Annotated in this window: 17 protein-coding genes; 11 read left to right on the forward strand and 6 right to left on the reverse strand. The window is 73.8% G+C overall.

Features of this window, described 5'->3' with window-relative positions; all coding sequences use genetic code 11:
* The first annotated feature begins 4 nt into the window (after window positions 1–4).
* Both SL103_RS03125 and SL103_RS03130 read left to right on the forward strand, forming a co-directional pair.
* Window positions 5–6,721 (forward strand): hybrid non-ribosomal peptide synthetase/type I polyketide synthase, encoded by a 6,717-nt coding sequence (locus SL103_RS03125; RefSeq protein ID WP_069567201.1) that lies wholly within the window; start codon window positions 5–7, stop codon window positions 6,719–6,721.
* Window positions 6,722–6,785: 64 nt separating this feature from the next.
* The gene (locus SL103_RS03130; RefSeq protein WP_069567202.1) at window positions 6,786–7,916 is read left to right on the forward strand and encodes an acyl-CoA dehydrogenase family protein; all 1,131 of its coding nucleotides are present in this window, start codon (window positions 6,786–6,788) and stop codon (window positions 7,914–7,916) included.
* Window positions 7,917–7,949: 33 nt separating this feature from the next.
* On the opposite strand, the gene SL103_RS03135 is transcribed toward SL103_RS03130, so the two are convergent.
* Both SL103_RS03135 and SL103_RS37610 read right to left on the reverse strand, forming a co-directional pair.
* A complete protein-coding gene (locus SL103_RS03135; RefSeq protein WP_069567203.1) occupies window positions 7,950–8,264 on the reverse strand; it encodes a hypothetical protein in 315 nt (104 codons plus the stop codon).
* Window positions 8,261–8,425: a small hydrophobic membrane protein gene (locus tag SL103_RS37610; RefSeq protein ID WP_033271173.1), complete on the reverse strand. Its 165-nt coding sequence runs from the start codon at window positions 8,423–8,425 to the stop codon at window positions 8,261–8,263. Before SL103_RS37610 ends, SL103_RS03135 begins: the two co-directional genes overlap by 4 nt.
* A 102-nt stretch (window positions 8,426–8,527) precedes the next feature.
* Between SL103_RS37610 and SL103_RS03140 the strand changes: the two genes are divergently transcribed.
* The gene (locus SL103_RS03140) at window positions 8,528–9,178 is read left to right on the forward strand and encodes a TetR family transcriptional regulator (protein WP_069567204.1); all 651 of its coding nucleotides are present in this window, start codon (window positions 8,528–8,530) and stop codon (window positions 9,176–9,178) included.
* Window positions 9,179–9,195: 17 nt separating this feature from the next.
* On the opposite strand, the gene SL103_RS03145 is transcribed toward SL103_RS03140, so the two are convergent.
* The gene (locus SL103_RS03145; protein WP_069567205.1) at window positions 9,196–10,443 is read right to left on the reverse strand and encodes a M6 family metalloprotease domain-containing protein; all 1,248 of its coding nucleotides are present in this window, start codon (window positions 10,441–10,443) and stop codon (window positions 9,196–9,198) included.
* Between the two features lie 247 nt (window positions 10,444–10,690).
* On the opposite strand from SL103_RS03145, the gene SL103_RS03150 reads away from it, so the two are divergent.
* The gene (locus SL103_RS03150) at window positions 10,691–11,353 is read left to right on the forward strand and encodes a TetR/AcrR family transcriptional regulator (RefSeq protein WP_069567206.1); all 663 of its coding nucleotides are present in this window, start codon (window positions 10,691–10,693) and stop codon (window positions 11,351–11,353) included.
* Window positions 11,354–11,463: 110 nt separating this feature from the next.
* On the forward strand, window positions 11,464–12,984 hold the full coding sequence (locus tag SL103_RS03155; RefSeq protein WP_069567207.1) for an MFS transporter: 1,521 nt from the start codon (window positions 11,464–11,466) through the stop codon (window positions 12,982–12,984).
* Between the two features lie 121 nt (window positions 12,985–13,105).
* On the opposite strand, the gene SL103_RS03160 is transcribed toward SL103_RS03155, so the two are convergent.
* The gene (locus SL103_RS03160) at window positions 13,106–13,603 is read right to left on the reverse strand and encodes a MarR family winged helix-turn-helix transcriptional regulator (RefSeq protein ID WP_069567208.1); all 498 of its coding nucleotides are present in this window, start codon (window positions 13,601–13,603) and stop codon (window positions 13,106–13,108) included.
* 157 nt (window positions 13,604–13,760) lie between these two features.
* Here SL103_RS03160 and SL103_RS03165 point away from each other — a divergent pair, with 157 nt between their 5' ends.
* Complete coding sequence (locus tag SL103_RS03165) at window positions 13,761–14,537, forward strand: dioxygenase family protein (RefSeq protein ID WP_069567209.1); 777 nt, start codon at window positions 13,761–13,763, stop codon at window positions 14,535–14,537.
* Between the two features lie 145 nt (window positions 14,538–14,682).
* Entirely contained in the window at window positions 14,683–15,195 is a 513-nt protein-coding gene (locus SL103_RS03170; RefSeq protein ID WP_069567210.1) for a pyridoxamine 5'-phosphate oxidase family protein, read from the forward strand.
* A gap of 34 nt (window positions 15,196–15,229) precedes the next feature.
* Here SL103_RS03170 and SL103_RS03175 read toward each other — a convergent pair whose 3' ends face one another.
* A complete protein-coding gene (locus SL103_RS03175; RefSeq protein WP_069567211.1) occupies window positions 15,230–15,760 on the reverse strand; it encodes a hypothetical protein in 531 nt (176 codons plus the stop codon).
* 117 nt (window positions 15,761–15,877) lie between these two features.
* Entirely contained in the window at window positions 15,878–16,450 is a 573-nt protein-coding gene (locus SL103_RS03180; RefSeq protein ID WP_069567212.1) for a GNAT family N-acetyltransferase, read from the reverse strand.
* 227 nt (window positions 16,451–16,677) lie between these two features.
* On the opposite strand from SL103_RS03180, the gene SL103_RS03185 reads away from it, so the two are divergent.
* The 4 genes from SL103_RS03185 to SL103_RS03200 all read left to right on the forward strand — a co-directional run bounded on the left by SL103_RS03185 (window position 16,678) and on the right by SL103_RS03200 (window position 21,952).
* Window positions 16,678–17,679: a sigma-70 family RNA polymerase sigma factor gene (locus SL103_RS03185; protein WP_069567213.1), complete on the forward strand. Its 1,002-nt coding sequence runs from the start codon at window positions 16,678–16,680 to the stop codon at window positions 17,677–17,679.
* Between the two features lie 308 nt (window positions 17,680–17,987).
* Window positions 17,988–18,770: a DeoR/GlpR family DNA-binding transcription regulator gene (locus SL103_RS03190; RefSeq protein WP_069567214.1), complete on the forward strand. Its 783-nt coding sequence runs from the start codon at window positions 17,988–17,990 to the stop codon at window positions 18,768–18,770.
* A complete protein-coding gene (gene pfkB, locus SL103_RS03195; RefSeq protein WP_069567215.1) occupies window positions 18,767–19,714 on the forward strand; it encodes a 1-phosphofructokinase in 948 nt (315 codons plus the stop codon). Before SL103_RS03190 ends, pfkB begins: the two co-directional genes overlap by 4 nt.
* Window positions 19,715–19,837: 123 nt before the next feature.
* Window positions 19,838–21,952: a PTS fructose transporter subunit IIABC gene (locus tag SL103_RS03200; protein ID WP_069567216.1), complete on the forward strand. Its 2,115-nt coding sequence runs from the start codon at window positions 19,838–19,840 to the stop codon at window positions 21,950–21,952.
* Window positions 21,953–22,027 lie beyond the last annotated feature (75 nt).

A 22,027-nucleotide genomic window follows, 5' to 3' on the forward strand; every position in this document is an offset into this window, starting at 1 on the left:
CGTCATGGGATCAGAATCGAACGAGAAGCTGCTCGGATACCTCAAGCGCCTCACCGTCGACCTGCACCAGGCACGCGAACGGCTGCGTGAGCTGGAGGAGGGGGACCGCGAGCCGATCGCGATCGTCGGCATGGCGTGCCGGTTCCCGGGCGGGATCGACTCGCCGGCGGCCCTGTGGCGGCTGCTGGCCTCGGGCGGGGAGACCGTCGGCGCGTTCCCCCGCGACCGGGGCTGGGACGACGGCCTGCACGACCCGGAGCACGGCGGACGGAGCCTGACCGGATCCGGCGGGTTCCTGTACGACGCGGCGGACTTCGACGCGGGCTTCTTCGGCATCAGCCCGCGCGAGGCGCTGGCCATGGACCCGCAGCAACGGCTGCTGCTGGAGACCGCCTGGCGGGCCTTCGAGGACGCCGGGATCGACCCGGAGTCGGTGCGCGACACCGAGACCGGCGTGTTCACCGGGCTGTCCTGCAACGACTACGGGCTGGGCAGCGGCGAGTTGCCCGAGGAGGCCGAGGGTTTCCTGACGACCGGGACGGCGGCCGGCGTCGCGTCCGGCCGGATCTCCTACACACTCGGCCTGCGCGGCCCGGCGATCACCGTGGAGACGGCCTGCTCGTCCTCGCTGGTCGCGCTGCACCTGGCCGTCCAGTCGCTGCGCCGCGGCGAGTGCACGATGGCGCTGGCGGGCGGCGCGACGGTGATGGCCACACCGCAGCTGTTCACCGAGTTCACCCGCATGCAGGGCCTGGCGCCGGACGGCCGGTGCCGCCCGTTCTCGGCCGCCGCCGCGGGCAGCGGGCTGTCCGAGGGCGTCGGCGTGCTGCTCGTGGAACGGCTGTCGGACGCGCGGCGGCTCGGCCACCCCGTGCTGGCCGTGGTGCGCGGCAGCGCGGTGAACCAGGACGGCACCAGCAACGGCTTCACCGCACCGAGCGGGTCCGCGCAACAGCGGGTCATCCGGCAGGCGTTGAAGGACGCGCGGCTGTCGCCCGGGGACGTCCAGGTGGTGGAGGCGAGCAGCACCGGCACCGCGCTCGGCGACCCGATCGAGGCCCGCGCCCTGCTGGCCGCCTACGGGCGTGACCGGGACCAGCCGCTGCGGCTCGGCTCGCTGAAGCCCAACATCGGGCACTCCCAGGCGGCGGCGGGGGTCGCCGGGGTCATCAAGACGGTGCTGTCGCTGCGGCACGGCAGGCTGCCCGCCACCCTGCACGTGGACGAGCCCACCCCGCACGTCGACTGGTCGGCGGGCGCGGTCGAGCTCGTCGCCGAGGCCACCGCGTGGCCCGGGACGGCAGGGCCGAGACGCGCCGCGGTCTCCTCGCAGGGCATCAGCGGCACCAACGCACACGTGATCCTCGAAGAAGCTCCGGTCGCGCTCGACGAGGCGCCGTCGGGCGAGGAGGTCCGGCCCGCCGGGCAGGACGGGCCGCGCCTGCTGACGCTGTCGGCCAAGACGCCGGCCGCGCTCGCCGAACTCACCGCGCGCTACGCCGAACTGCTCGCCGACGGCGCCCCGCTCGCGTCGGTCTGCCGCACCACGAGCCTGGGGCGGGCGCACTTCACGCACCGGCTCACGGCCGTCGCGTCCTCCTGCGCCGAGCTGCGGGACCTGCTCACCCGGACGCGCCCGGACGTGGCGCCGCCGCCCGGCGTCCGGGTCGGCGCGCGGGCCCCGGAGACCGGCGGCGGCCCGGTGTTCCTCTTCACCGGCCGCCTGGACCCGACGGACGCCGACGCGGCCGTCGAACTGGCCGCGGCCGAGCCGGACTTCCGCCGCGCCCTGGACCGGTGCGCCGCGGCGGACGGCGGCCGGCCCTCGCCGTTCGCCGTCGGATACGCGCTCGCCGAGCTGTGGCGGTCGTGGGGCGTGGTGCCCGCCGCCGTCCTCGGCCACGGCGTCGGCGAGCTGGTGGCCGCGTGCGTCACGGGCACCATGAGCCTGGAGGACGCGCTGCGCGCGGCGGCCCGGACCCCGGCGGACGCCGCCGGGCCGGAGCGGTTCACCGCGGAATGCGCCGCGCTGCTGCGGGACGGACACCGGGCCTTCGTGGAGATCGGGTCCGCCTCGCCGCTCCTCGACCGGGCCCGGGCGACCGAGCACACCGCGTTCCTGCCGTCGCTGCGCGAAGGGCAGGAGGCGGGGGACGCCCGGCGCACGCTCCTCGACAGCCTCGGCGCGCTCTACACCCGAGGCGTCCGGATCGACTGGACGCGGGTGCACGGCGAGCCCGCCGAGCCGCCCGCGGCGCTGCCCGGATACCCGTTCCAGCGCGAGCGCTACTGGCTCTGGACGGGAGACGGCCGCAGGGCACCGGCACCCGCACCGGCCCACGGCGGACCGCTGGTCGCGCAGGTACGGCTGGTCGGCGCCGACGGCACCCCCGTGGCGCTCGCCGACGGCGTGCGGCTGGAAGCGGTGCCCGGTACGGCCGAACCCGCCGCACCCGCAACGGAAGGGCCGGCCGCACCCGGGACCGGGAACACCGCCGAGCTGGTGGTCGGCGTCGTCGGCCGGGCGCGCGGCGCGGCCGTCACCGGCGACGACCTGGAGCTGCCGCTGCGGAGCCTGGGCATCGACTCGCTGATCGCGATGGACATCCGGCAGACCCTCGCCCGGCGGCTGGGCATCGACGTCCCGCTGCCCGACCTGCTGGACGGCCGGAGCGTCGCCGACATCGCGCGGACCGTCCAGGCGGCTCACGACGGCGCGGACCGGACCGAGAAGCCCGGGACGACGACGGTCGCCGACCCGGCGGCCCGCCACGAGCCGTTCCCGCTCACCGACCTCCAGCATGCGTACCTGGTCGGCCGGACCGACGCCTTCGAGCTCGGCAACGTCTCCACCTCCTTCCTCGTCGAGATCGACCTGGTGGAGACCGACCTCGACCGGCTCGCCGCCTCCTTCCGGCACCTCGTCGACCGGCACGACATGCTCCGCGCGGTGGTGTCCGGGGACGGGCACCAGCGGGTGCTCGCCGAGGTCCCCGCCTACCGGATCGCCACGGTCGACCTGCGGACGTGCGACGACGCCGAACGGGCCCGCCGGCTGGCGGAGATCCACGAGGAGATGCGGCACCAGGTCTTCGACACCGAGGCATGGCCGCTGTTCGACATCCGGGCGACCCTGCTCGACGCGCGCACGACCCGGCTGCACCTCAATTTCGACGCGCTGATCGTGGACGGCCGGAGCGCCGGGCTGCTGTTCCAGGAATGGGCGGAGACCTACCGCTCCGGGACGCCCACGGCGCCCGCCCCTGCCGTCACCTACCGCGACTACGTGCTCGCCGCCGCCGGGGCGGACGCCGCGGGGCGTGCGACGTCGCTCGCCTACTGGCAGGCACGCGTCGCCTCCCTCCCGCCCGCGCCCCGCCTGCCGCTGCGGCCGGGGCCCGCGCCGCGGCGGCCGGTGTTCACCCACCGCACCGGCCGGATCGAGCCCGGGGCATGGCAGCGTTTCAAGGACCGTGCGGCCGCGGCGGGCCTCTCGCCCTCGGCCGCCCTGTGCACCGCGTACGCGCAGGTGCTGGGCGCCTGGAGCGCCTCGCCGCGCTTCACGCTCAACCTGCTGGCGTTCAACCGGCGGCCGCTGCACGAGGACGTCGGCAGGGTCATCGGAAACCTCAGCGCGACCACCCTGCTGGAAGTCGACGCCGCCCCCGCCGAGGACTTCACCTCGGGCGCCACGCGGTTGCAGAACCAGTTGCTGACCGACCTCGAACACGGGCACGTCAGCGGCGTCGAGGTGCTGCGTGAGCTCAACCGCGCCCGGGGCGGGACCGGACTGGCGGGCATGCCGGTGGTCTTCACCAGCACGATCGGCCTCTCGGGGCGGGGCGACGGTGAGCGCGGCGCGCTCACGGCACTGACCACGCTCGGCGCCTCCGGCCGGCTGGCGTCCAGCTCGGTACGGACGCCGCAGGTGTGGCTCGACCACCAGGCCCTGGAGGAGGACGGGGAACTGGTCCTCAACTGGGACGTGGTGGAGGAGATGTTCCCCGACGGTGTCGTCGACGGGATGTGGGACGCCTACCTGGACCTGGTGCGGGACCTGTGCGGCGAGGAGGCGTGGCGCCGCCCGCCGTCCGTGCACGCGCCGGTGGCCGACCTGGAGACGCGGAAGGCGGTCAACGCCACGGACGGCCCCGTCCCCTCCGCACTGCTGCACGACGCGTTCCTGCGGCAGGCCGAAACCCGGCCGGACGCGCCCGCCGTCATCACCGCCGACCGGACCCTCGGCTACGGCGAGGTGAACCGCCGCGCCGACCGGATCGCCCGGTGGCTGATCGAGCGCGGCGCGGGGCCGGGCGTGCTCGTCGGCATCGTGATGGACAAGAGCTGGGAGCAGATCGTCGCGGCGCTGGGCATTCTCAAGGCCGGGGCCGCCTACGTGCCGGTCGACGCCGCCGTGCCCGGCCGCCGGCTTCGGATGATCATGGAGAGTGCCGGTATCGAGCTGGTGCTGACCCGGTCGGCGGTCGCGGACGGGCTCGACCTGCCGGACGGGACCCGTTCGCTGCACGTCGACGCCGAGCCGGATCCCGGCGGTGCGGGCGACCCCCTGCCGCCTTCCCCGGCCGGCCCGGACGACCTCGCCTACGTGATCTTCACCTCGGGTTCCACCGGGGTTCCGAAGGGCGTGATGATCGAGCACGCCGCCGCGGTCAACACGATCCAGGACATCAACGACCGGTACGGCGTGACCGCGCAGGACCGCGTGCTGGGCCTGTCGGCGCTCAACTTCGACCTCTCGGTCTACGACGTGTTCGGCCTGCTCGCGGTCGGCGGAGCGGTGGTCCTGCCGGACGCGGCGGCGCAGCGCGAACCGGCCGCCTGGCTGGAACTGGTGAACCGGCACCGCGTGACGATCTGGAACAGCGTCCCCGCCCTGATGGACATGTTCGTCGAGCACGTGCGGGCCCTCGGCGGCCCGCCGTCGCTGCGGGTGGTGATGATGAGCGGCGACTGCATCCCCGTCACCCTCCCCGGAGCCATCGCGTCGCTGCTGCCGAACGCCTCGGTCTGGAGCCTGGGCGGCGCCACCGAGGCGTCCATCTGGTCGATCCTGCACCCGATCACCCGCGTGGACCCGGACCGGACGAGCATCCCGTACGGCAGGCCGATGCGGAACCAGCGCTTCCATGTGCTGGACGAGGCGTTGCGGCCGCGCCCGACCTGGGTCCCCGGCGACCTGTACATCGCCGGCGCCGGCCTGGCCCGCGGCTACCTCGGCGACGAGGCGAAGACGCGCGCGGCGTTCCTGCGCCACCCGGTGACGGGGGAGCGGCTCTACCGGACCGGTGACCTCGGCCGCTACCTGCCGGACGGCGACATCGAGTTCCTCGGCCGCGCGGACTCCCAGGTGAAGATCCAGGGGCACCGGATCGAGCTGGGCGAGGTCGAGGCGGCACTGCTGCGCCGGCCGGACGTCCGCGCGGCGGCCGCGGTGGCCCAGGGCGAGCCGGGCGGCCCCCGGCGGCTCGTCGGGTACGCCGTGTCGGACGCCTCCGAGGACGAGCTGCGCGAGGCGCTCGGCCGGGAACTGCCCGGCTACATGGTGCCCGCCCGCATCGTCCTCCTGGACGAGCTGCCGCTGACCGGCAACGGCAAGGTGGACCGCGGCCGCCTGCCGTCACCCGCGGAGACGGCCCCGCGCTCCGGCGCGGCGGTCGCACCGCGTGACGCGACCGAACGGCTGCTGGCCGAGATCTGGGCCGAGTTCTTCGAGCCCGCGGACGGCACCGTCGACGTCACCGCGAACTTCTTCGACCTCGGCGGCGACTCGATGTGCGCGGTGCGGATGATGGCCCGGATCCGGCAGCGCACCGGCCGGTCGCTGCCGGTGGCCACGCTGCTCGCCCGGCCGACGGCCGAGTCGCTCGCCGAGGTGCTGCGCGAGGAGCCCGGCGACGGAGGCCGGAGCCGGGCGGCCCTGGTCCCGATCCGGGCCACCGGGGCCCGGCCCCCGCTGTTCCTCGTCCACCCGGTCGGCGGCGACGTGCTCTGCTACGCCGGACTCGGCGCCCTCCTGGACGACGACCAGCCGGTGCACGCCCTCCAGTACCCCGACCTCGAACCCGCCCCGCGGACCGTGGCCGACCTGGCGGCGCACTACGCCGACGCGATCACCGAACGGTTCCCGGCCGGCCCGTACCGGCTCGGCGGCTGGTCCATGGGCGGCGTGATCGCCCTGGAGATCGCCGGCCTGCTCGCCGCGCGGGGCCGGGAGGTCGAGCTCGTCGCGGCCGTCGACCTGCTCGAACCGCCCGGCCGCGTCGAACCCGCCGCCGAACCGGCGCTGTTGGCCCGGTTCGCCCGCGACCTGGCCGGCCTCGCCGGAAGCGACTGGCACCCCGAGCCGGCCGAGTTCGAGCCGACGGGCGACCGGTCCCCGGTCGGCCAACTGCTCACCCGGGCCCGGCAGGCCGCCGTGCTGCCGGACGAGATCGACGCCGCCACCCTGGAACGGCTCGCGGGCCGGTTCCTGCACCTCAGCCGCGCGCTGGCCGCTCACCGGCCCACCGTGTACCGGGGCCGGGTCCGGCTCCTGCGGGCCATGGACGGGGCCACGGCGCCGACCACCCGGCAGTGGCTGGAGCTCCTCGGCGACCGGGCCGAGAGCGTCGACGTGCCCGGCGACCACTACAGCGTGATGCGCCCGCCGAACCTGCAGACGCTGGCAGCCGAACTCGGCAAGGCCCTGGAGGACCTGTGAGCCGGCCCCGCCGAACCGAGAGAAGCAGCAAAACCCACGGAACCAGCCGAACCCGGAGGACCGGATGACCGCCTTGGAACTGCCGACCCGGGCCGCGACGGGCCGTAGCGCCGCCTCGGTCCTGGACCGGGTACGGGCGTACGCCTCGACCCTCCCGGCCCGCGCGCCGGAGATCGAGCGGACGGGCCGGATCCCCGGTGACGTCCTCGACGGCCTGAAGGCCACCGGGCTGCTGCGCGCCGCCCTGCCACCGTCACTGGGCGGTGTCGAGATGACCGCGCCGGAGCTCACCCGCGCCGTCGACCTGCTGGCCGAGGGGGACGCCTCGGTCGCCTGGTGCGCGGCCGTCGCGCTGAACGCCGCGCTGGCCGTGGTCTCGCTGCCCGAGGAGGTGTTCACCGAGCTGTTCCCGGACCCGGACCTGATCACCGCGACGGTGCTGCCGCCGGCCGGGCAGGCGGTCCGGCGGGGCGGCGGCTACCTCCTGTCGGGACGCTGGTCCTACGGCAGCGGGATCACCCACGCGGACCGGGTGCTGGCCGGCTTCCGGACCCCGGAGGGCGCCCCGAGGATCGCCGTCTTCGACGCCGCGCACGCGCGGGTGCTCGACACCTGGCACACCACCGGGCTGCGCGGCACCGGCTCGCACGACTTCGAGGTCGCCGACCTGTTCGTCCCGGAACGGCACACGTTCGGGCTGGTGCCGTCCGGCACCCGGCAGGAGCCGCTCCACCTGCGTGCCGACAACCTCGCCCTCAAGATGGCGGGGGTGCCGCTGGGCATCGGCAGGTCCGCGCTGAACGCCGCCAGGGAGACCCTCGCCGCGAGGCGTTCCGCGCTGCCCCGGCCGGGCGCCCCGGCCGACCTCGCGCACGCCGAGTCGCTGATCGGCGCGGCGGACGCCTATGTGTACGCCACGCTGGAGAACGCCTGGGCCGCGCAGGCGGCGGGCCTGGCGCCCGAACGCGGCACGGCCGCGCTGGCCCGCCAGTTCGCGCACCGGGCCTGCCGGGAGGCGGTCCAGCTCCTGTACGACACCGTGGGCTCGGCCGCGGTCTACACCGAGCGCACCCCGCTCGACCGGCACCTGCGCGACGTCATCACCGCGGGCCGCCATGTCGCGTCCGCGGAACGCATCCTCGACGGCGTCGGCGACCTGCGGCTCGGCGGCGATCCCGCCTCACCCCACTTCTGAACCCGAGCGGGGTCCGTCCTGGGCGGTCCCCGGTCAGCCGCCGAGGTGCCAGCTGACGGTGCCGTCGGTGGTGACCAGGAGGGCGAGCAGGAGGAGGTCGGCGGCGCCGAGGGCGAGGCCGAGGAGGGCGCGGCCGCGGCGGGTGGTGCCGCGGGCCAGGGCCAGGCCGCCGAGGACCAGGGCACAGGGGCCGAGGACGACGTTGAGGACCAGGGTGCCGACCAGGCCGAGGATGAAGGACGCCACGGCCATGCCGTCGGCGTGGGCGCGCGCACGGGAGGCGGGGCGGTCGGCGGACCCGGAGGCCGCGGAAGTGCCGCTCGGCGTGGCGTGGGTGAGCGTGGTCATCGGGAGGTCACCTCGGACCGGTGGCGGCGTTCGCGGAGGAAGAAGACGAGCAGCCAGCCGGCGATGACGGCGGCCGCGAGGAGGGTGACGGGGACGGGGAGGTGTGCCGCGGTGCCCAGCGCGATCCCCATCAGGAGGAGGGCTGCGACGAGGAAGAGCATGATCCGCCTTTCCTATTCGGAGGACAGTTGTTCACTCAGTGACTCCAGCATACGGCTCCTCCCGGGTGGAGAAGTTCGGAGAACGGTTGTTTACTGGATGACATGAGTCACACCGTAGGAGTCCGGCAGGCCCAGAAGCAGAAGACCCGTCAGGCGTTGCTCGACGCGGCGCTCGGCCTGCTGGAGGAGCAGAGCCTGAGCAGCCTGGGGTTGCGGGAGGTGACGCGGGTGGTGGGGATCGCCCCGACCGCGTTCTACCGGCACTTCCGGGACATGGGGGAACTGGGCGTCGCGCTGGTGGAGGAGGCGCTGGGGAGTCTGCATGTGATGGTGCGGGCGATCCTCGCCGAGCAGGACGCGGCCGAGGAGCGGATAGACCGTACGGTCGCGGTCGTCGAGCAGCACGTACGGCAGTACCCGCTGCACATCCGGTTCGTGGCGCGTGAGCGGCACGGTGGCGTACGGGCGGTGCGGCAGGCCATCGCGGGGGAGCTGGACCGGTTCGCCGAGGAGGTCGCGGCGGCGCTCAAGACCCAGCCGGTGTCGGAGGGTTGGGGCGACGACGACGTGCGGATGCTGGCCGAGCTGTACGTGGACCGGCTGGTGACGACGGCCGCGGCGCTGCTCGACGCCGAGGAGGACGGGGCCGAGGGGGCGGCCGAGCGGGTGGTGCGGACGGCCCGCCGGCAGCTGCGGCTGATCAGCATCGGGCGCCAGCACTGGCGCGAGGGGGGAGCGAAGGGGGCGGAGTAGCGGCCGGTCGCGCGGGGTCAGGCGCGGGCGGGGGTGACGCGGATGCGGTAGGTGCCGTCGGGGTTCTCGGTGAGGACGGTGACGGAGGCGCCGCTGGCCGGGTCGGTGTAGGACTGGCCTGGCCGGAAGGTGGCGTCGGTCAGTTCCGGGTCGACGTATCTGCTGGCCTGGAAGCAGCCGCCGCTGTGCGGGGTCCCGTCCACGATGCGCAGCGGGCCGCCGCCCGAGGGGATGTCGGTGGCCACGTGGTAGAGCAGGATGCCGGGCCGGCAGACGGCAGGGTCGAGCAGCCCGCGGGTGCGGGCCTCGGCCACCAGCGCGGTGTGCGGCGAGGTCGGAATCACGACGATCTTGGTGCCGTCGGGGGAGGCGATCGGGGTGAGGGTGTGTTCGCCGGGGGTGCCGCGGGGCGGTGCGCAGTGCACCTGGCCGGCGGAGAGCCAGCCGAGCTTCCACTTGTGCCAGCCGACGAAGTCGTTGCTCGGGCCCCAGTCCTCGTCCATCGGGTCCCAGTGGCCGACCGGCGGCGGGGCGGGCCGCTCGTCGGTGTAGTAGAGGTCGGGCAGGCCGAAGCTGTGCGCGTTCTCGTGGTTGAGGACCCGGAAGGCGCTCAGCCCGGCTTGCCGGCTCCAGATGAACGACGCGTTCCGGAACGGCACCCCGTCGGCGGTCTGCATCCCCATGTCGCCGCCGCTGAAGGTGACCGACAGGACCGTACGGGTCGCGGGCGGGCCGGCGTTGGGGGTGGCGATGACGTTGATGACGTCGTACGCGCGGAAGTCGACCATCGGGTCGACGGCGCGCACGATCTCCTGGGACAGGGCGTGGTAGCCGCTGTCCGAGGCCGGGTCGAAGTTGGTGCCGCGCTGGATGCCGTACGCCGCGAGCGGCCGTGACATGCGGATCCAGCGGAACAGCGGTATCGGCAGATAACTCAGCCTGCCGTACGAGCTGGCGCGGAAGTACTCCGTCGCGGCGGGGAAGAACTCGGCGAAGCGGACGCTCGGCGGCATCGTGGCCCGGGCGTCCGGGAAGTCGATGAAGAGGGTCAGGGCCCGGACGACTCCGGAGGAACGGGCGAAGCCGGCGGGGGTGTCGGCGGACTCGGCGACGTCGTCGGTGATGCCGTGCAGGGCGCACGGGCCGCTCGGCGGGACGCCCGGTCCGGGGGGTATGGCCACCGCGCTCGGCGGTGAGCCCAGCGCTATGGCCGCCGCCGCGACGGCCGCGCCTGCGGCCAGCACCGCGGTCACCTTCAGCCTCATACCGCCCACCCTGGGGCGCCCGGCGCGCCCCCGCGCGCGGGGTTACATCAACTGGAGTCACCCGGCCACCCGGCGCTGTGGTGCAGGTCACAGCGGCGCCGGGAAATAACCGGGGACGGTCTCCCCGTTTAACCGGATGTCCGAGAAACGGGGAGTGCTTCCCCGGTTCGAGGCCGGGGGCGTGATCCGCGGCGGTACGTCGTGGGCCGCCGTTCCCCCGGTCCTGCCGTCGAGAGGAGTGAGCCGTATGACCGACGTCGCCACCTGCGCGCAGTCCCGGAAGCAGGGGCAGCCGCACCGACTGCGGGCCGATGCCCTGCGCAACCGCGAACGGATCGTCGCGGCCGCCCGCGAGACGGTGGTCGAGTTCGGGGCCGACGCCCCGCTCGATGAAATCGCTCGACGTGCGGGGGTCGGCAATGCGACGCTCTACCGTCACTTCGCGGATCGCCCGGAGTTGATCCACCACGTCACGCTCTCCGTCATGTCCCGTACCGCGGAACGCGCGGAGAGTGCCCTTGCCGAGGAGTCCGATGCTTTCCAGGCGCTGAGGCGCTTCGTCCACGACGCGGTGGCGGAGCGGATCGGGGCCCTGTGCCCGCTGCTCTCCGACGGCATCGACCGTGACCACCCCGATCTGCTCGCGGCGCGCGAGCGCCTGGAGGCGGCCGTCGAGGCCGTCATGGGTGCCGCGCGCGACAGCGGCCAGCTGCGCACCGACGTCGCCGTCGGTGACCTGATGGTCGCGATCACCCAGCTCACCCGGCCGTTGCCGAGTAGCGGGTGTCAGGACTTCGACCGCTTCGTGCACCGGCATCTGCAGCTGTTCCTGGACGGCCTGCAGGCGCCCGCGCGCTCCGAACTGCCCGGTTCCGCAGCCACCTTGGACGATCTGAGGCGCCGCTCGTAACCGACCTCCGGGGCGGCGCGCCGGCACCGGCCGGGCGCCCGCCCCGACGCTCCACCCGCACCACCCGTCCCGTTCTTCGCTCCTCTTCGCACCACTAGGTGGATCCCGCCATGCCTGAAACCGCCGTACCTGTCGATCCCCGGCGCTGGAAAGCGCTGATATTCATCGCCCTCGCCCAGCTGATGGTCGTCCTCGACGCGACCATCGTGAACATCGCGCTGCCCTCGGCCCAGCGGGACCTCGGCATCACCGACGCCAACCGGCAGTGGGTGATCACCGCCTACGCGCTGGCCTTCGGCGGTCTGCTGCTCTTCGGCGGCCGGGTGGCCGACCTGTTCGGCCGCAAGCGGACCTTCGTCATCGGGCTGGTCGGCTTCGCCGTCGCCTCCGCGCTCGGCGGTGCCGCGGCCGACGAGGCCGTGCTGCTGGGCGCCCGGGCCCTGCAGGGCGTGTTCGGCGCGCTGCTGGCACCGTCCGCGCTGTCCCTGCTGGCGGTGACCTTCACCGAGGCCAAGGAGCGCGCCAAGGCGTTCGGCATCTTCGGTGCGATCGCCGGTGGCGGCGGCGCCGTGGGTCTGATCCTGGGCGGCGTACTGACCGAGTACATGAACTGGCGCTGGACGTTCTTCGTCAACATCCCGTTCGCCGTGGTGGCCGCGACCGGCGCGCTGCTGGTCATCCGGGAGCCCGCGGGCAGCCGCAACCCCGCCCGGCTGGACGTCCCCGGCGTCATCCTGGCCACGCTCGGCCTGGTCTCGCTGGTCTACGGCTTCACCCGCGCCGAGTCCGACGGCTGGCTGGCCGGCCCGACGCTCGGACTGTTCGCCGCGGCGGCCGTGCTGCTGCTGACGTTCGTGCTGGTCGAGTCCAAGGTGAAGGCCCCGCTGCTGCCGCTGCGGGTGGTCGCCGAGCGCAACCGCGCCGGCGTCTACGCCTCCCTCGGCCTCGCCGTGATCGGCATGTTCGGTCTCTTCCTCTTCCTGACCTACTACCTGCAGATCGTGAAGGGCTACACGCCGGTCGAGACCGGCCTGGCCTTCCTCCCGATGGTCGCCGGCATGATCACCGGCTCGACGCAGATCGGCGCCCGGCTGATGACCCGGGTCCGGCCGCGGCTGCTGATGGCGCCCGGCTTCACCGTCGCCGCACTCGGCATGCTGGTGCTGACCCGGATCGACCTGGACACGTCCTACCCCGCGCTGATCCTGCCCGGCTTCGTGCTGATGGGCCTCGGTATGGGCACCGCGTTCATGCCGGCCATGTCGCTGGCCACGCACGGCGTCCAGCCGCGCGACGCCGGTGTCGCCTCGGCGATGGTCAACACCTCGCAGCAGGTGGGCGGGGCGATCGGTACGGCCCTGCTGAACACCATCGCGGCCAGCGCCACCACCGCGTACGCCACCTCGCACGCGGCCGGCGCCCGCTCGGCGGACCTGCTCAAGCTCCAGGCGATGGTGCACGGCTACTCCACCGCCATCTGGTGGGCGGTCGGCATCCTGGCCCTGGCCGGGGCGATCGCCTTCACCCTCATCACCACCGGGCGCCCGGGCGGCGGTTCGCCGGTGGCCTCCTCGGACGACGCCGCGGCCGTGGCCGACGACGAGGGCCGCATCCCGGTGCTGGCGCACTGAGCCGGCGGGGGCAGGAGAACGGACTCTTACCGGACTCCTACCTCCCTTACCTCACCCGTGCGCGCCGGCCGGACCGGTTCGCCACCCACAGGCGCCGGCCTCTTCCGGCTCCGCCGATCCGTCAGCGGAGCCAGGGGAGGTCGGCGCCTTGCGGTTGCAGCCCCTCGGTCATCACCTGGCAGATCTCGGCGAGATGGCCGACCTGTTCCGGGGTCAGGCGGTCGAAGATCGCGGCACGTACCGCCGCCACGTGCCCCGGGGCGGCCTTCTCCAACACCCGCATGCCCTCGTCGGTGAGGTAGGCGTTCTGCCCGCGCTTGTCGGAGGGGCAGTTCTCCCGGCGCACCCAGCCGCTCTTCTCCAGGCGGGCGATGGCGTGCGAGAGCCGGGAGCGGGTGATCTTGGCGTTCTGGGCCAGCTCGGTCATCCGCATCCGTCGCCGCGGCGCACGGGAGAGCTGGACGAGCAGGCCGTAATAGACGTGCGGCATCCCGGCGTCGCGCTGCAGCTGACGGTCGAGGTGGTCCTCCAGCAGTGTGGTGGCGTGGAGATAGCACTGCCAGGCGAACTGCTCCTCGTCGGTGAGCCAGCGTGGCTCTACTGCGGTTTCGGTGCTCATACCAACCACTCTCTCACCGCTCCGAGAGTTATTTAAGTTTTAACAACGTCACGCTAGACTGAAAACGTAACGCTTGAACATTCAAGTACTGCGTCTGCGGTGGCTGAATGTTTTCGGTGTACCGACTACCGCCCAGTGTGCCGCCGTGGAGTGTGCAATGTCCCTCATGCCGACGCTGTTTCTCAGCCACGGCGCCCCACCGCTGGCCGACGACCCGTGGTGGCCGGGCGAACTGGCCGCCTGGTCCGCGGGGCTGCCGCGCCCGACGGCCGTACTGATCGTCTCCGCGCACTGGGAGGAGGCGCCGCTCGCGCTCGGTGCCACCCGTACGGTGCCGCTCGTCCACGACTTCTGGGGCTTTCCCGAGCGCTACTACCGGGTGCGCTACCCGGCCCCCGGCGCCCCGCAGCTCGCCGAGCGGATCCGCCGGACGCTGGGCACGACGGGCTCGCCGGTGGCGGACCTGCCCGACCGGGGGCTCGACCACGGTGCCTACGTCCCGCTCGTCGAGATGTACCCGGACGCCGACGTGCCCGTGCTCCAGTTGTCGATGCCGACCCTCGACCCGCGCCGGCTCCTGGACGTCGGCCGCCGGCTCGCACCGCTGCGCGAGGAGGGCGTGCTGATCGTCGGCAGCGGCTTCTTCACCCACAACCTGGCGGCGCTGCGGCACGCCGACGGCGGGACGCCCGCCTGGTCGGCGGAGTTCGACGACTGGGGCCGGCAGGCGCTGGCAGCACAGGACGTCGACGCCCTGCTCGACTTCACGCACCGCGCCCCGGCCGGCAGGCTGGCCCACCCGCGGACCGAACACTTCGCGCCACTGTTCGTGACCCTGGGGGCCGCGGACGCCCACGGCCAGCTGGACAGCGGACGGAACGTGATCGACGGATTCTGGATGGGGCTGTCGAAGCGGTCACTGCAGTACGGCTGAGCGGCCGGCCGGCGATCGGCGCCCCGGGGGCAACTCCCCTCGTCCGCCTGCCGGTTGACGTCGACCGGGTCCGCACTCCGGGCGGGCCGCCACCCCGCGGAAATACCCGACAGGAGATGTCGGGAAGGGCGGGGAGGGTGGCCGTATGACGAAGACGACCACGGGAGTTGCCTGGGCGGTGGCCGAGGAGACGGTGCCCGAGTTCGCCGCGCAGGTGGCGCGGCGGTTCGCCGCGTACCGGCACCATGTGCTCGCCACGCTCCGGGCCGACGGGGCGCCGCGGCTGAGCGGGCTGGAGGCGGACTTCCGCCACGGCGAGCTGTGGCTGGGCATGATGGTGGGCTCGCGCAAGGCGCTCGACCTGCGGCGCGACCCCCGCTTCTCGCTGCACGCCAACCCGGGCCCGGGCACCGACCTGTCCGGCGGTGACGTACGGGTGTCCGGCCGGGCGGTCGAGGTGACCGACCCCGAGGAGATCGCGCGGTACGCGGCGGCGGCCCGGCCGCCGGAGCCGTTCCACCTGTTCCGGGCCGAGCTGACGGAGGCGGTGCGGATCTCCACCGACGCCCCGCACCTGGTGTACGAGAGCTGGGTACCGGGCCGGCCGCTGCGCACCGTGCGCCGGACGTCGGACGACGCGACGCCGCACGCCGGGTGAGCGCCCGGCGCGCGGCGGCGCCCAGGGGGACGGCTCAGTGGGTGGGCACGGGGAGGTGCCGGGCGTGGTGTTCCTTGTGCGGGCGGTGCTCGCCGTGCGGCTCGCGGACGCGGTGGCCGCGGAAGACGTACAGGGACGTGACGAACATGGCCGCGCCCATCCCGAGGCCGAAGCCGACCGACGAGAGGACCGACTCGCCGCCGAGGCTGTAGTTCCAGCCCACCGCGCAGCCGAAGAGCGCGCCGTAGGCCAGCGCCCGGGTCTCGGTGAGCATGGACGACTGGAAGTGCGCGAGGACGAGGCCCAGGGCGCCGGTGACCACGGCCGCGGCCAGCCCGTAGAGGACGGCCTGGCCGCCCTTGATGCCGGCGCTGTGGGTGCGGAAGATCGTGAAGCAGCCGAAGGCGAGTGCCGCGATGACCGGGAGCGACACGGTCGCCGGGACGCGGTCCGCCAGGGCCGCCAGCCGTGAGGGCTGCTCGGCGGGGCGGGCGCGGGTCGCGCCGTGCTCGGTCTCGACGGTGCCGTGTGAGCGGGCGGCCCGGTGGTGGGTGTGCTGGTCCATGGCGGGCTCCTCTCGCTTGCCCTTCCGTCCAAGGGACACCCGGGCGCCGCCCCCGTCAACCGGAACGGCCGGCCGCCCTCGCGGGCCGGGGCCCGGCCCGCCCGTGCGGGCCGGGGCTCAGCGCAGGTCCTTCTGGTACCAGGCCACGTCCCAGTAGCGCCCGAACTTGCGGCCCACCTCCGTGAACGTGCCGATGTGCCGGAAGCCGAAGCGGGTGTGCAGCCGGGTGGACGCCTCGTTGGGCTGGGTGATCCCGGCGTAGGCGCGGTGCACGTCCTCGTCGGCCAGCGCCGCAAAGAGGGCCTCGTAGAGCAGCGTTCCGATGCCCCGGCCGGCGGCCTGCGGGGCGCAGTACACGGTGACCTCGACGGACGGGGCGTACGCCGCCTTCGGGCGGAACGCGCTGCTGGTGGCGTATCCCAGCAGCGCCGGGGTAGCCGATCCGACGGGCGTCGCTGACCCGTTGTGCGGGATTTTCGCCCGTTTCGTTGCCTCCTGCGCAACCAGAAGGCGGTGCGGGCCGTCTTGGGGGTGGGAGAGCAACCACGGGCGGCGCCGCTCGGCGGTGAAGGACTCCGTGTCAAAGGTGATGCACGTCTCACGGATGTAGTGATTGTAAAGATCGGTGAGGGCCTGGAGATCCCTCTCGGTGCCCGCCCTGACCTGCACTTCCCCGGGCTGTATCGGCATGCGGCCCCCTTGGTTGGGCGGCAGGGTACTGCATGATCAGAAAAATAGCGGTGCCGTGTGGGAATTCTGTCCGGATTCCAGCCGTTGTTTCCTTCGGACGGGCCACTCGGCGAGCATCCCAGTCGGTGCACCACCAACCGGCCCGCCCCATCGTCCCGCGACCTTCCCCAAGCTCTCGGCTTTGCTTTGAGCAGGGGAGACCCCAACATCGCAAAGGGAGCACACGCATGGCAACCCGTGCCGTCGCCCGTCGTCAGGAGAGCACCACCGCTTCCGACGGGGGCCGCAGTGTTCGCGCCGTAGGCGGGGAGATCGCCGACCGCGACCTGGTCGGCATGTACCTCGACGAGATCGCGCGTACGCCCCTGCTCGACGCCGCCAAGGAGGTCGAGCTGTCCCAGACCATCGAGGCCGGTGTCTACGCCCAGCAGATCCTCGACGGTGAGGTCACCGACGGCAATGCCGCCGGTGCCGACCGTGCGGAGCTGGAGGCGCTGACCGAGGAGGGGGCCAAGGCCAAGGACGTCTTCATCCGCTCCAACCTCCGGCTGGTCGTCGCCGTGGCGCGCCGCTACCCGCGTGCCGGACTGCCCCTGCTGGACCTGATCCAGGAGGGCAACGCCGGCCTGGTCCGTGCCGTGGAGAAGTTCGACTACGCCAAGGGCTTCAAGTTCTCGACGTACGCGACGTGGTGGATCCGCCAGGCCATCACCCGCTCCATCGCCGACCAGTCGCGCACGATCCGGCTGCCCGTGCACCTCGTCGAGGAGCTGGGCCGGATCCGCCGGGTGCAGCGCGAGTTCAACCGCGAGAACGGCCGCGACCCGGAGCCCGAGGAGGTCGCCGGCGAGCTGGGCTCCACGCCCGCCCGTGTCACCGACGTACTGGACTGGGCGCGCGACCCGGTCAGCCTCAACATGTCGGTGGACGACGACGGCGACACCCAGTTCGGTGACCTGCTGGAGGACACCTCCGCCGCCTCTCCCGAGCAGTCGGTGCTCACGCTGCTGCGCAGCGAGGAGCTGGAGGACCTCATCGACCGCCTCGACCACCGCACGGCGTCGATCATCAAGGCCCGCTACGGCATCGAGGACGGCCGCGAGCGCACGCTGACCGAGGTCGGCAAGCAGCACGGCCTGACCCGCGAGCGGATCCGGCAGATAGAGAAGCACGCGCTGCTGGAGCTGAAGCGGATGGCGCACGACACGGGCTTCGACGCGGCGGCGTAGGCCGCCCCCGTCGGCCTGCGCGTCGGCGGCCCTGTGCGTCGGCGGCCGCGTGCGTCGCGTGCGACCTCCCCGCGCGGCGGGGTGAGCCCGGCACCGCGCGTCGCTGGCCCCTGTCCGACCGTCCGGCAAGAACGAGCCCCGGTGCCCTTCGCGGCGTCGGGGCTCCGGTATGCGCGGAGACCGCGGGGCTCCGGATGAGCATGTCCGTTTGCGTCTGTCGATGGCCCGAATCTGTTTACTTCTCGGAAATCGAGTCGTAGCCTGATGGTGAAACCACAGGTTCGGGCATGGAACGGACACAGACACAGATGTACGCACCGGAGCGCCAGCAGGAGATTCTGCGGCTCGCCCGTGAAGGCGGGCGGGTCGACGTGCTCTCCCTCGCGGAGGAGTTCCAGGTCACCGCCGAGACCGTACGGCGCGACCTGAAGGCGCTGGACCGGGCCGGCCTGGTGCGCCGGGTGCACGGTGGCGCCATCCCCGCCGGCCGGCTGGACTTCGAGCCGGACCTCGCCGAACGGGACGCCGTCGCCGCCGACGAGAAGCAGCGCATCGCGCGGGCCGCGCTCGCCGAGCTGCCGGGCGGCGACAACAACGGCGGTACCCACGGCAGCGTGATCCTGGACGCCGGTACCACCGCCGCCCGGCTCGCCGCCGAGATCCCGCTGGAGGCCGAGCTCACCGTCGTCACCCACGGACTGCCGGTCGCCGCGCGGCTGGCGGACCACCCCGGGCTCACCCTCCACCTCGTGGGCGGGCGGATCCGGCACCGCACCCGGGCCGCGGTCGACGACTGGGCGCTGCGCGCCTACCGCGAGATCAACGCCGATGTGCTGTTCCTGGCCACCAACGGCTTCTCCGCCGACGGCGGCCTGACCACCCCCGACCTCGCGGAGGCCGCCGTCAAGCGGGCCCTGATCCGCGCCGCCCGCCGGGTGGTCCTCCTCGCCGACTCCGCCAAGTTCGGGCAGCAGCACTTCGCCCGCTTCGGCGAGCTGTCGGACGTGGACCTGCTCATCACCGACACCGGGCTCAGCCCCGACGACGCCCTCGCCATCGAGCGCGCGGGCACGGAAGTAGTACGCGCATGATCCTCACCGTCACCCCGAACCCGAGCCTGGACCGTACGTACGAGATCCCGGCGCTGGACCGCGGCGCCGTGCTCCGGGCCACCGCCGACCGGATCGACCCCGGCGGCAAGGGCGTCAACGTCTCGCGGGCGCTGGCCGCCGCCGGGCACCGCACCCTCGCCGTACTGCCGCTGGGCGGCCCCGCGGGCGCCGCGCTGGCCGGGCTGCTGGGCGCCGAGGGCATCGAGGTGGCGGGCGTGCCGGTGGCCGGGCAGACGCGTTCCAACATCTCCGTCGCCGAACCCGACGGCACCCTCACCAAGATCAACGCGACCGGTCCCGAGCTGACCGGCGAGGAGGCGGAGGCGCTGCTGCGGAAGGTCGGCGAGCGCTGGGCGGGCGCCGACTGGATCGCCTGCTGCGGCAGCCTGCCGCGCGGCCTGACACCCGAGTGGTACGCCGAGCTGGTCGCCCGCGCCCACCGGGCCGGGGCCCGGATCGCCCTGGACACCTCCGGCCCGTCGCTGACCGCCGCGCTGGCCGAACGCCCGGACGTCGTCAAGCCGAACGCCGAGGAGCTGGCGCAGGCCGTCGGCCGTCCGCTGGCGACCCTGGGGGACGCGGTCAAGGCCGCCGAGGAGCTGCGCTCCTGCGGCGCCCGCGCCGTCCTGGCGTCCCTCGGGGCGGACGGCCAGCTCCTGGTCGACGGGACCGGCACCTACTTCGGCAGCGCCCCGGTCGCCGCCGTCCGCAGCAACGTCGGCGCCGGCGACGCCTCACTGGCCGGCTTCCTCGCGGCCGGCGGCACCGGCGAGGCCGCGCTGGCCGCCGCGGTGGCGCACGGCGCGGCCGCCGTCCAGCTGCCGGGAAGCGCGATGCCCACCCCGGCGGACCTGGCCCCGGCGGCCGTGCGGACCACGGACCGGGTGCGGTACGACCGCGAATTGAGCGAGCCCGTGCCATGACCACCACCACCGGGCCGGCCCCCGCGGCACCCGCCGCGTCCCCCGGCCTGCCCTCCGCCCCCTGCCACCCCCCGTTCCGTCCCCGCCGCCGCCCCGGCGGCACCGCGCGCAAGGGAGCCCGCGATGAGTGAGCTGATCACCGCGGAACTGGTCGACCTCGACCTGTCCGCCGAAACGAAGGACGCCGCCGCCCGTTCGCTGGCCGAGCGGATGGCCGCCTCCGGCCGGGTCACCGACCTGGAGGGCTTCCTCGCGGACGTGGCCGCCCGCGAGGCCCAGATGCCGACCGGGCTGGACGGCGGGATCGGGATTCCGCACTGCCGCAGTGCGCACGTCACCGAGCCGACGCTGGCCTTCGGGCGCAGCGCCTCGGGCATCGACTTCGGCGCGCCGGACGGACCGGCCGACCTGATCTTCCTGATCGCGGCCCCGGCGGGCGGCGACGCGGACCATCTGTCGATCCTCTCGACGCTCGCCCGGCACCTGATGGACGGGGAGTTCACCGGCGCGCTGCGGTCCGCCACCGAGCCGGGCCGCGCGGCATCGCTGATCCGCGGGGACGCACCGGAAGAGGCGGAGAAGGTGGCGGAGACGGAGGCGGCCGGCGCCGCCGGGGCCGAGGAGGCCGGCGCGGGGAAGCCGGCCGAGGAGCCCACGGCCGCCGCCGAGGCTGTGCCCCCGGCCGCCGCGGAGGCCGCGCCCCCGGTCGCCGCCGGGCCCACGGCGGCCGCCGCCGAGGCCGCGCCCGCGGAGCCCGCCGCTCCCTTCCGTATCGTCGCCATCACCTCCTGCCCCACCGGCATCGCGCACACCTACATGGCCGCTGAGTCGCTGGAGAAGGCCGGAACGGCCGCCGGCGTCGAGGTGTTCGTCGAGACGCAGGGCTCGGCCGGGTTCAAGCGGCTCGACCCGCAGCTCGTCGCGGACGCGGACGGCGTGATCCTCGCGCATGACGTCGAGGTGCGGGACAAGGAGCGCTTCGCCGGCAAGCCGACCGTCGACGTCGGCGTCAAGGCGGGCATCAACCGCCCCGCCGAACTCATCGCCGAGGTGCGCCAGAAGGCCGCCCGCGGCGAGGTCAGCGCCCCCGCGCGGCCCACCGCCCCGATGGACAAGGGCGCCGGCGCGGCCGACAGCTACGCCACCCGGCTGCGCAAGTGGCTGATGACCGGCGTCAGTTACATGGTCCCGTTCGTCGCCGCGGGCGGTCTGCTCATCGCGCTCGCCTTCGCCATCGGCGGCTACACGATCAACAAGGCGCCGTCCGTCGCCGACCACTTCGTCTGGACCGAGTCCACCAGCTGGGCGGCCCTGCTCTTCCAGATAGGCGGCGTCGCCTTCGGCTTCCTCGTCCCCGTCCTGGCCGGCTTCATCGCGTACGGCATGGCGGACCGGCCCGGTCTCGTCCCCGGCTTCGTCGGCGGTGCCATCGCGCTCACCATCAACGCGGGCTTCCTCGGCGGCCTGATCGCCGGCCTCATCGCCGGCGCGGTGGTGATGGCGATCCAACGGGTCACCATCCCGCCGGTGCTGCGCGGCATCATGCCGGTCGTGGTGATCCCGCTGATCTCCTCGGTGATCGTCGGGTTCCTGATGTTCCTGGTGATCGGCAAGCCGATCGCGGCCCTCCAGAAGGGCCTGACCGACTGGCTGTCCGGCCTCTCCGGCGCCAACGCGATCATCCTCGGCGCGATCCTGGGCCTGATGATGTGCTTCGACCTCGGCGGCCCGCTGAACAAGGTCGCCTACGCCTTCGCGGTCGGCGGCCTCGCCAACCCCAACGAGGGCAGCCTGAAGGTCATGGCCGCCGTGATGGCGGCCGGCATGGTCCCGCCGCTGGCGATGGCGCTGGCCACCACCGTCCGCGGCCGGCTCTTCACCAAGGCCGAGCGGGAGAACGGCAAGGCCGCCTGGGTGCTCGGCGCCTCCTTCATCACCGAGGGCGCGATCCCCTTCGCCGCCGCCGACCCGCTGCGCGTCATCCCCTCGGCGATGGTCGGCGGCGCGGTAACCGGCGCCCTGTCGATGGCCTTCGGCTGCACCCTGCGGGCCCCGCACGGCGGCGTCTTCGTCGTCCCGCTGATCGGCCAGCCGTTGCTGTACCTGCTCGCCATCGCCATCGGCACCTGCGTCAGCGCCGGCCTGGTCATCCTCCTCAAGGGGCTGCGGGGAGCCTCCGCCGGCCGCCCCGCGGACACCCCGGCCTCCGACGCCTCCGGGGTGACGGTCGCCGCCTGACCCCGGCCCACGTCCCCGGGCCCCGCGCCCTACGGCCCCCACCGGAAGAACGGCCCGGTGGGGGCCGTTGACCTG

The sequence above is a fragment of the Streptomyces lydicus genome (assembly GCF_001729485.1).
GTDB lineage: Bacteria > Actinomycetota > Actinomycetes > Streptomycetales > Streptomycetaceae > Streptomyces > Streptomyces lydicus_D.